At 34.2% G+C, this 10,845-nt stretch carries 7 protein-coding genes and 1 pseudogene; 6 read left to right on the top strand and 2 right to left on the bottom strand.

Going from position 1 to position 10,845, the window contains the following annotated elements; all coding sequences use genetic code 11:
* Nucleotides 1-489, bottom strand: a pseudogene (locus tag ABJM36_RS14460) (endonuclease/exonuclease/phosphatase family protein); the annotation flags it as partial.
* A gap of 173 nt (nt 490-662) precedes the next feature.
* On the opposite strand from ABJM36_RS14460, the gene ABJM36_RS14455 reads away from it, so the two are divergent.
* The 4 genes from ABJM36_RS14455 to ABJM36_RS14440 all read left to right on the top strand — a co-directional run bounded on the left by ABJM36_RS14455 (nt 663) and on the right by ABJM36_RS14440 (nt 6,201).
* The gene (locus tag ABJM36_RS14455; RefSeq protein WP_348452209.1) at nt 663-3,464 is read left to right on the top strand and encodes a TonB-dependent receptor; all 2,802 of its coding nucleotides are present in this window, start codon (nt 663-665) and stop codon (nt 3,462-3,464) included.
* Nucleotides 3,465-3,664: 200 nt separating this feature from the next.
* The gene (locus tag ABJM36_RS14450) at nt 3,665-5,101 is read left to right on the top strand and encodes a DUF5689 domain-containing protein (RefSeq protein ID WP_348452208.1); all 1,437 of its coding nucleotides are present in this window, start codon (nt 3,665-3,667) and stop codon (nt 5,099-5,101) included.
* A gap of 73 nt (nt 5,102-5,174) precedes the next feature.
* Complete coding sequence (locus tag ABJM36_RS14445; protein ID WP_348452207.1) at nt 5,175-5,750, top strand: serine acetyltransferase; 576 nt, start codon at nt 5,175-5,177, stop codon at nt 5,748-5,750.
* Between the two features lie 73 nt (nt 5,751-5,823).
* Entirely contained in the window at nt 5,824-6,201 is a 378-nt protein-coding gene (locus ABJM36_RS14440) for a hypothetical protein (RefSeq protein ID WP_348452206.1), read from the top strand.
* Here the strand turns inward: ABJM36_RS14440 and ABJM36_RS14435 are convergent, their stop codons facing one another.
* A complete protein-coding gene (locus ABJM36_RS14435) occupies nt 6,202-7,170 on the bottom strand; it encodes an endonuclease (RefSeq protein ID WP_348452205.1) in 969 nt (322 codons plus the stop codon).
* A gap of 184 nt (nt 7,171-7,354) precedes the next feature.
* Here ABJM36_RS14435 and hflX point away from each other — a divergent pair, with 184 nt between their 5' ends.
* Together hflX and ABJM36_RS14425 are read left to right on the top strand one after the other, a co-directional pair.
* Complete coding sequence (gene hflX, locus ABJM36_RS14430) at nt 7,355-8,572, top strand: GTPase HflX (protein WP_348452204.1); 1,218 nt, start codon at nt 7,355-7,357, stop codon at nt 8,570-8,572.
* Nucleotides 8,573-8,584: 12 nt separating this feature from the next.
* Nucleotides 8,585-10,840 carry a transglycosylase domain-containing protein gene (locus ABJM36_RS14425; RefSeq protein WP_348452203.1) on the top strand — a complete coding sequence of 752 codons (2,256 nt, stop codon included), beginning with the start codon at nt 8,585-8,587 and terminating at the stop codon, nt 10,838-10,840.
* Nucleotides 10,841-10,845 lie beyond the last annotated feature (5 nt).

Here is a 10,845-nt window from a genome sequence, read left to right as displayed (position 1 = left end):
TTCGTCTTCTAGTTTACCGCTAACTAATAACTGGTCTCTTGTGTATATTCTTTTTTGATCTTGTTCATCATAAATTTTCAAAGTATGAGAACTAGTTCTTATGGGTGTAAATATCGTTTTTTGATAGAGTAATGCCACGTCAATACCTCTAATGTCGGGCGAATCATAATGTACAATGCCATAGCTTTTCTTGAGTAATAGAGAGTCGTTAACCAAATCTTCTAATACAGTTTTGTTTTCCACTTCGCAAACACCTAGAAGAGCTGGAGCATTTTGAGTGGTTTCTTGACCTATTTCAGAAATTACGCGCGACATATTTCTGATTTTATTAAGATATGCTTCTCCTCGATTTACTTTCAATGCCATCATTGGGCTGTACTCATCGAATTTATTAGGATCATTTATAGTATCAAATAAGTTTTCGAGATTGTAAAAAGCAACCGTATGTATTTTGAATGTTTTGTCTTGCGCATAGATGCCTAAAGACATAGTTAATACTATAATGATAGTATAGTTTTTTAAGAATTTCATTACGCAATACATAGATTTTATTGGTGTTAAATTACAAAATTTACAGTCAAAGTTTTTAAATTGTAATAAATATCGTAAATTTTATCTTTAAAAAAGTGACGATTTAAAAACATTGCGTTGCAAAACTACTTATGAAAAAAATTGCCTTCATTTTTTTATTTGGAATTTTATCCCAGCTTTTCCATGCCCAAAACACGGTAATTGAAGGTAGCGTGTTGGATGTGTTATCCTATGAACCTATTGAGGGTGTTACTGTTGAAATTGAAAAATCGAGTTTATTTAAGTTGACTGATGCTTTAGGGATATTCGTGTTTAAAGAAAATGTTCCGTTGGGTGAGCAAATTCTACGAATTTCAAAATCAGGGTTTATTACAAAACGTTATCCTATAATTGTAAATGTAGGACAAACAGTTAACATTTCAGATATGGTTTTAGAACGCGACCTATCACAAACAGCAGATTTGTTTACCATAACATTATCAGACGACGAGTTGAATGATGATGTAAGTGGAGCAGATAACATATCAGGGCTGTTAGCATCATCATTAGATATTTTTCAAAGAACCGCAGCTTTCGAGTTCAGCTCATCTTTTTTTCGTGTACGGGGTTTAGATTCTAAAAATGGCTCTATTCTAATAAACGGTATCGAAATGAATAAAACCTATAACGGTAGGCCACAGTGGAGTAATTGGGGAGGTTTAAACGATGTATTACGAAATCAAGAACTGACATGGGGTTTAACACCTTCAAACTATAATTTTGGTGGTGTACTGGGCACTACCAATATAAATGTAAGAGCTTCAAAAGCTAGACCAGGAAGCCGGTTAACCTATTCGTCCGCCAATAGAAGCTACACCAATAGGCTTATGGCAACTCATGCTTCGGGTTTGTTGAAAAATAATTGGGCTTACACTATTTCTATAGGCAGACGTTGGGGAAATGAAGGTTATCAAGATGCAACAAGTTATAGCTCAAATTCTTTTTTTACTTCCGTGGAAAAGAAAATAAATAACAATCATAGTCTTAATTTAACCGCTATTTATACGCCTAACCGCAGAGGTAAATCGTCGCCCAATACCCAAGAAGTTTTTGATTTAAAGAATATTAAATATAACGAATATTGGGGTTGGCAAGATGGTGAGAAACGAAATTCTAGAATAAAAGAAGTCAATGAACCCATACTTATGTTGAACCATTATTGGGATTTTAATAGTAAGGCAACTTTAAATACCAACGTTGCCTTTCAATTCGGAAAAATAGGGAATAGCCGATTAGATTATAATGGCACCGATTTAATTGATGGTTTCCCACAAGGTGGGGCTTCAAACCCGAGTCCGACCTATTATCAAAAGTTACCAAGTTATGCCGAGCGTAATTTTCCGGATAATTTAGGTGTTGCTTATGGTGCTTTAAAAGCGTTTCAAGATAATGGTCAAATAGATTGGAATGCAATGTACTCAGCCAATCTAGGGAATTCTCAAAATGGAGGGAATGCCATTTATGCCTTGTATGAAGACCGTGTTGATGATACACAAATTACAATAAACACTATTTTAACCAACCAATTAAATGATAATATTATATTCAATGCAGGAATACATTACAAATCTTTAAAATCTGAAAATTTTGCAGAGGTAATTGATTTACTAGGGGCATTAACTTATTTGGATGTTGATGGTTTTGCTACTCAAATTGACGAAGCACAAAACGATTTGTTAAACCCAAACAGAATTGTGGGTGTAGGAGATAAATTTAAGTATCATTATAATCTTTTTTCAAATGAATTAGGGATTTATGCGCAATCTCAATTCAGTTATAACAAAGTAGATTTTTATGTTTCGGGTAGTATGAAAAACACGACATATGAAAGAGAGGGTATGTATCAAAACGGTGGTTTTCCAGATAGTTCATTAGGTCGAGGTCATACGATTAGTTTTACAGGTTTTGGCGCAAAAGGAGGTGTTACTTATAAACTAACCGGTAAACACGTAATCGATTTTAATATTGGCTGTATTTCAAGAGCTCCAACCATTCAAAACACATATTCTAATTCTAGAGAAAATCATAATACAGTTCCAGATATTGGGAATGAAACCGTAATATCTATGGATGCGAGTTATATATTTCGTTCACCAATTGTAAAAGCTAAATTAACGGGTTATTACACTAAAATTGCAGATGCTAGTGAGATTTCTTTCTTTTTTGCCGATGGAATTGGAGGCGATAATACAGCTTTTGTTCAAGAAATTTTGCAGGGTATTGATAAAATGCATTTAGGTGGAGAACTAGGAGTGGAAGCCCAAGTAACACCTACTATTAAATTTAAAGGGGCTGCGGCAGTAGGGCAATTTACTTATGCTAATAACCCTAATTTATTTTTATCCACAGAACCGGATGATGAAGCAGAAGCCGCTGGATTTATAAACGGATTTAAAGATTTTGGTAAATCAAATTTAAAAAATTATAGGCTCGCCTCAGGTCCGCAATCGGCATTTTCTGTAGGTTTTGAATATCGGGACCCCGATTATTGGTGGTTTGGTGCAACGGTCAATTTTTTTAAAGATACCTATGTAGATGTCAGTCCATTAACCAGATCTTCTAATTTTAATACCGATTTTGATGGAAATGTGTTTAATGATTATGATGAAGATTTAGCCAGAGCACTTTTAAAACAAGAACGGTTTGAGGATTATATGTCGGTGAATTTGGTGGGTGGAAAATCGTGGAAAATAGGTAAGTATTACATTGGCTTTTTTGCAAGTATTAATAATGTGTTGGATGAAGTTTATAAAACGGGAGGTTTCGAGCAAGGAAGAAATGCTAATTATCGCGAATTGCGAGATGATAAAGCTTTGGATACTCCAGTTTTTGGTGCGAAATATTGGTATGGTAGAGGTGCAACCTATTTTTTAAATTTAAATGTTAGGTTTTAAGGTAATCCTAAATGTTTAATTAAGTTGTGCTGCCTGTTTGGGGTAGTAGTAAACATTTTGGTTCATGAATTCTTGAATATAAAATAGGAGAGCATGAATAAAAGCCCACAGGATTTAGGCTTGTAGCGGATAGCCTGACCAATGTGGTAACCTGTCTGCCGTTAGGCAGGCGGCCCCCAAAAAAAATAAAAATACGAGTTATGAATAAAATTTCAGTTTTTTTAAAAATCATGATTTTGGGAACGCTTTTTTCGTCTTGCGTAAAGGATGAAGATTATAGCACGCCAGAAATTTCGATTACAGAACCTAGTATTCCGCAAGAGCAAATAACCACTTTTAAGGCTGTAAAATCGCTTTATGAACAGGCTGTAAATAATGGGAATACTTCTGTGATTATTGACGATGACACCGATTTGTATATTGAAGGTTATGTGGTGTCTTCTGATAAATCTGGTAACTTCTTTGAAGAGCTAATTATTCAGAATAAAACGGATGATAGTAGTCCCGATACAGATCCTCGACTTGGTTTTAAAGTAGATATTAATGTGAGCAGCTTATCTGATACCTATCAATTTGGCCAAAAGGTATATGTGAAAATGGATGGATTAACAGTTGGAGAAACTAGCGGAGTGATAACTATTGGAAAAGGAAATGCCGTTCAGGTAGAGCAAATTCAACCGGCAGAATATAAAGATATCGTAATACGAAGCAATGAAATAGCAGAAATACAACCTAAAATTTCTGGGTTGGCCGATTTATCTGAGGCCGATGAAAACACCTTGATTCAGTTAGATAATATGCAATTAAATCGATTTGAACTCGGGGCTACCTATGCTAGCGAGTCGTTCGATGAGTTTGATGGTTTACGCTTATTAGAAAGTTGTGATTCTGGAATACAAATGATAATGCAAACCAGTACATTTTCCGATTTTAAATCCTTAATCATTCCGCAAGGTAAGGGTAGTGTAACCGGGGTTTTTAGTCGCGATTATGGCGATGATTTTAATGTGTTGGTGCCAAATAGTTCGGCAGACATTAATTTAAATAATGATACACGTTGCGATCCTGTAGAATTAACCTGTGGCATTGCCGAAACTGTTGGTGCTAGTAATTTACTACACGAAGATTTTGAAGATCAAAGTAATAATAAACCCGTTGAGATTGATGGTTGGACAAATTTTATGGAAAGAGGAACAGAAGCATGGGAAGGCTATTCGTCTACATCATCAAACGCATCGTTGGGGCGTTCTGCTAGATTTCAATCGGCCAGTTCTGGGGATATTAGTAATATAGGCTGGTTAATAACGCCTGCTATAAATTTAGATGATCAAGATGGCGAAACTTTACGATTTAAAACCTCTAATAGTTTGGCTGATAGTAGTTATATGGAAGTCTTGTATTCCTTGGATTGGGATGGAGTAGAAGCCAATATACTCACCGCAACTTGGGGTGTGTTATCGGCAGCTTATGTTGTTAAAGATTCCGATTCCTTTTCTGCTTGGTTTAATTCGGGTAATGTCGATTTATCTTGTATTTCAGGAACTATTCATATTGCTTTTAAGTACACTGGAAGTGGGCAAGATTCCTTTGATGGCATTTACGAATTAGATGAGATTAGTGTAGATTATAAGTTATAGTTTTAATTACACTAGATATATAAAATAACAAATATCTCTTAAAAATATATAAGTTTGCTATTTATAAATAGTCATGGATAAAAGTAGAAATATAAATAACATTATTAAAGCCGATTTATATCGACATGGGGGTTTAATTAACGTGCGAGACGGAAAAAAAACACCTGGTTTTCGATTTATGTATTATCTTCGAAAAGTATCTAATCATAAAAAACTTTCATTGTTAGGGATTTATTATAGAATTATATTTAGAAAGCTTACATTTAAATATGGCTATCAAATTGAAAGTACGACCTCAATAGGAGAAGGCTTTTATATTGGGCATTTTGGAACTATAGTAATTAATCGCGATGTAGTAATTGGAAAGCACTGTAACATAGCTCATTCTACAACAATAGGGAGTGCAAATAGAGGAAAGTTAAAAGGGTGTCCAAAAATTGGTGATAAAGTTTGGATAGGTACAGGTGCTGTTATAGTAGGGAATATAAAGGTTGGTAATAATGTTTTAATTGCTCCCAATTCGTTTGTAAATATGGATGTTCCCGATAACTCTTTAGTTATAGGGAACCCAGCAAAAATTATTTATAAAGAAAATTCTACAGAAGGATATATTAATTATATTCTTGAAGAAGATGTTTTGAAAAAATAAAAAAAACCGAACTAAATCCTAAAATTGTGCTAATCTTAAAGATTTCACATTAACTTTGCATATAAAGTAATCAATGACCATATTCGACGCCCTTTTTTTTCATTTCTTTCAGTATTACAAAATCAAAAAAAATAAGAAAGCTAATAATATTGCTACGTTTTACGTAACTGGTTTACAATGCAGTTTGCTATTGCTTTTAGGCGTGTTTTTTGCAGGCTTTTTTAGGCAAATGCATGTTAATACCATGTCGGCACCTAAAGCATGGACTTTAATTATATTAGTTTCTATTTTTCTTTATTTTAAAAATTGGATGCAATATGGTGGTAGAAAACGGAAGGTGTTAAATGCTAAAATGTTAAAAAATAAAAAGTTATCTTATAATATTTATGTGCTTTGGTTATTACCACTTGCAATATTAGGGTTGACTTTTGTGCTTTTTCAAGCCATATAATTATTTCTTCAAAATAATGTAAACTGGAAAATGGTCGCTGTAACCACCTATGTATTTAGGTCCAGCATACGTTCTATATGGCGATCCTTTAAATGGCCCTTTAAATAGCTTTAAGAAGTCTTCATCAAAAATATTAGCTTTGTAGAATTCGAATTCGTTTTTAGAACTCTTAAAAAAATTGGTAGAAACTAATATTTGATCGAAAACAAACCATTGGCGCCTATGTTTTACCGAGCCCCGAGTAAAAGACCGTAAGGTTTCCATTGGGTTATATAAGCCATAATTGTCTACCAAACGTTTAATACTAATGTTTTGTGGGGTGTCGTTAAAATCGCCTAATACCAAGATTTTAGCATCTTCATTTTCTTTTTTTAAAGTTTCAATAATATCGCTTACTTTTTTTGAAGATGCCAAACGTTTTAATTCTGTTTCTTTTTGACCTTCTCGTCTAGAGGACCAATGGTTTACAATAATATGAACATTTTCGTTTTCTAAAATTCCAGAGACTAATAAAACATCGCGTGTGTAATCTTCAGAACCATCTAGATCAGTTAACGCGATTGTAAAAGCTTCAGAATGAGTTACTTTAAATACTTTTGTGTCGTATAATAAGGCTACATCTATACCACGTTCATCCTTTGAATCAAAAAGGATATAGCTATAATTACATGCTTTTAAATGTTTAGAGGCAATTAAATCTTTAAGGACTGTAGCGTTTTCTACTTCGGATAAACCAACCAATGCTGGGTGTTTTCCTGTTTCTCGTCTACCAATATTAGAAATGGCATAACCTATTTTTCGTAATTTATTTTGGTAACGTTTAGGGGTCCATTTTTTAATAGACCTCGGCAAAAAATCATTGTCATGTTTAAATTTGTTGTTTTTTAAATCAAATAAATTTTCAACATTATAAAACGCCACAACTTGCATATCTTGGCGCATAGGAATATCATCAAAAGGTTCTGTCATAAGTCAAAAATATGCTAAAAATATTTAAACAAATAATAATCATTTTTTAAATTAGACGTTGCGATGTAGTTGGGAATAATTTGGAAGTTTTTATTTTATTGGTATTAGAATTAATCGAATTATAGGCGAAAAATGGAATTAAAATATTAAAAATAAAATCATGGCAATTGTGTAACTTTGTATTATGATAGAAGAGAAAGATATTTCTTTAGAACGCGCAGTGTTAATTGGCGTTATTACTAAAGACCAAAATGAAGAAAAGTCTAAAGAATATTTAGATGAATTGGAGTTTTTAACCTATACCGCAGGTGGATATGCTATAAAACGTTTTACGCAAAAAATGGATATGCCTAATCCAAAAACCTTTATTGGTACAGGTAAAATGGAGGATGTTCGTCAATTTATTGAAGATAACGACATAAGTACCGCTATTTTTGATGACGAGTTATCGTCTGCGCAAGAACGAAATATTAGTAAAATACTAAACGTAAAAGTATTAGATAGAACTAATTTAATACTCGATATTTTTGCACAACGAGCGCAAACAAGTTATGCTCGAACTCAAGTGGAATTAGCGCAATGTGAATATTTACTGCCACGTTTAAGAGGGATGTGGACACACCTTGAACGTCAAAAAGGGGGGATAGGAATGCGCGGACCTGGTGAAACCGAAATTGAAACAGATAGACGTATTGTACGCGATAAAATAGCCTTGCTTAAGGCTCGTATTAAAACCATCGATAAGCAAATGGCCGTTCAACGTGGTAACCGTGGTAAAATGGTACGCGTTGCTCTGGTAGGGTATACCAATGTGGGGAAATCTACGCTTATGAATGTTGTAAGTAAAAGTGACGTTTTTGCCGAAAATAAATTGTTTGCAACTTTAGATACCACAGTGCGTAAAGTCGTTATTCAAAACTTGCCATTTTTATTAAGTGATACGGTAGGGTTTATTAGAAAACTTCCAACCCAATTAGTAGATAGTTTTAAAAGTACACTTGATGAGGTTCGGGAAGCCGATTTGTTATTGCACGTGGTGGATATTTCTCACCCTAATTTTGAAGAGCACATCGCATCTGTAGAGAAAATATTAGGAGAAATAAAAAGTGGTGACAAGCCAACCATTATGGTGTTTAATAAAATTGACGCCTATACCGCAGAACCTTTGGAGGAAGACGATCTGCAAACCGAACGTACCGAAAAACACTACTCGCTTGAGGAATGGAAAAGCACATGGATGAGCAAAGTGGGGAATAACGCTTTATTTATTTCTGCCTTAAATAAAAAGAATTTAGAGGATTTTAAAAAACGCGTTTATGATGAGGTTCGCGAAATTCACGTTACGCGTTTTCCATACAATGCATTCTTATATCCAGATTACAATTATGAAGATATGGAATAGATAAAACCACAGATGGTATTTCTTAAAAATTTATTTCGAAATAAATGGGTGAAATGGGTAAGTGTTGGTTTCATATCCGTTTTAATATTTTTTATAAGCCTATACATTAGTATTTATTTGGGTGCTTTTGGAAAAGTGCCAACACCTGCAGAACTAAGTTTTATTAAGCAAGAAGAAGCTACTCAAGTTTTAGATGAAGAAGGGCAACTTATTGGTAAATATTATGTTTATGATAGGCAGCCTCTGCATTATGAAGATTTACCAAAACACCTTATTGACGCCTTAGTGGCAACTGAAGACGTTCGCTTTTTTGAACATGATGGTATTGATAATGTGAGTTTAATGCGGGTATTTGTAAAAAGTATTTTACTTCAAGATAAATCTGCTGGGGGCGGAAGCACCATAACTTTACAGCTAGCAAAAAACCTATACGGAAGAACTAATTATAGGTTTTTTAGTATGCTAATCAATAAATTTCGAGAAGCTATAATTGCGAAACGTATTGAAACCATATACTCTAAACATGAGATTCTTACCATGTATTTCAACACGGTGCCTTTTTCTGACAATACCTATGGCATTGAAAGCGCAGCGCGAAAATTTTTTAATAAACCAGCGTTTGAACTTACAATAGGTGAAGCGGCCACTCTTGTTGGTTCCTTAAAAGCTAATAACTATTACAACCCAAGATTGCACCCACAACGAAGCGTGGGTAGGCGTAATGTTGTACTCAGTCAAATGGTAAAGTATGGAAATATGTCTCAAGATTCTGCTAATCATTACGCCAATAAGTCATTGGGGCTAGATTACAAATCGTTTAACCACGATGTAGGTATTGCGCCTTATTTTAGAGCACAGGTTAAAAAAGAATTGGCGGTTATTTTAGATAGTATAAAAAAACCAAATGGCGAAGCTTACGATTTATATCGCGACGGACTTATAATACACACGACTCTGGATTTGGGTATGCAAAAAATGGCCGAAGAGGCCATGAAAGAGCACCTTATCACCTTGCAGCAGAGTTTTGAGCGTTCTTACGGAAGTGCAGCCCCATGGCAGAAGAATAAGAAATTAATAGAAGTTGCTTTAAAAAAACTACCGCAGTATAAGGTATTTAAGGAAGCAGGTTTAACTGAAGGTCAAATTAGAGATTCGCTTTCTAAAAAACAAGATACCCAATTATTTCTATGGGAAGGAGATACTATTAAAAAGGCGAGTGTTATAGACAGTTTACAGCATTATTTGAAATTTTTAAATACAGGTATGTTAAGTATTGCCCCTAAAACGGGAGCTATTAAAGTCTATATTGGAGGGATTGATTATCGTTATTTTAAATACGATCATGTGTCGCAAAGTGAACGTCAAGTTGGTTCTACATTTAAGCCTTTTGTTTACACGGCAGCCATTGAAAATGGGATGAAACCATGCGCATATTTTTCTTTGGCTGAAGTTACTTATAGTAATTTTAATAATTGGACACCGTCAAACTCTGGCGGTGAAAATGACGATCCGCACCTTAATTATAATCTAGAAATGGCGCTGAGTAATTCTGTTAACACTATTGCTGTAAAGGTTTTAAATGAGGTTGGAATTCCAAAGGTATTAGAGCAAGCAAAGCGATTGGGAATTAAAAAAGAGTTGCCTAATTTACCTTCTATAGCGCTTGGTGTTACTGAAATTAATTTAAAAGAGCTTACAGGTGCTTATGCTAGTTATGTAAATGATAGCAAACCGGTTAAGCCATTCTCAATTACTAAAGTCACAGATAGAAATGGAAGGGTTATAGCTGCCTTTGAGCCAGATGTTGCAGAACCTGCTTTTAAAGATTATACTCGCCAAGTTATGCTAGAAATCATGCAATCTACAGTTAATAAAGGTACGGCGTCTAGATTAAGATCAACCTATGGATTAAAAAGTGATATTGCTGGAAAAACCGGAACTACCCAAGATAATAAAGATGGTTGGTTTGTTGGTATTACGCCAAAATTGGTAACCGTAACTTGGGTTGGAAATGATAACCAAGCCATAGGTTTTAAAACAACCGGATTAGGGCAAGGTGCAAATTCCGCACTTCCAATATTCGCGAAGTTTTACTCTAAATTGAATAAAGATTCCAAGTATAACGGCATAACAAAAAGTTATTTTGAAACACCTTCAGATAAAGTAGTTTCCGATCTCGATTGTCGTGAAGAAAAACGAGATGGATTTTTAAAAAGAATTTTCAGTGGTAAAAAGAAAAAACGGAAATTTAAGGGCAATAAAAAATAGTTAAA

The sequence above is a fragment of the Algibacter sp. genome, assembly GCF_039977455.1.
Classification (GTDB): Bacteria; Bacteroidota; Bacteroidia; order Flavobacteriales; family Flavobacteriaceae; genus Algibacter_B.
This window is presented reverse-complemented; position numbering and strand designations above follow the sequence as displayed.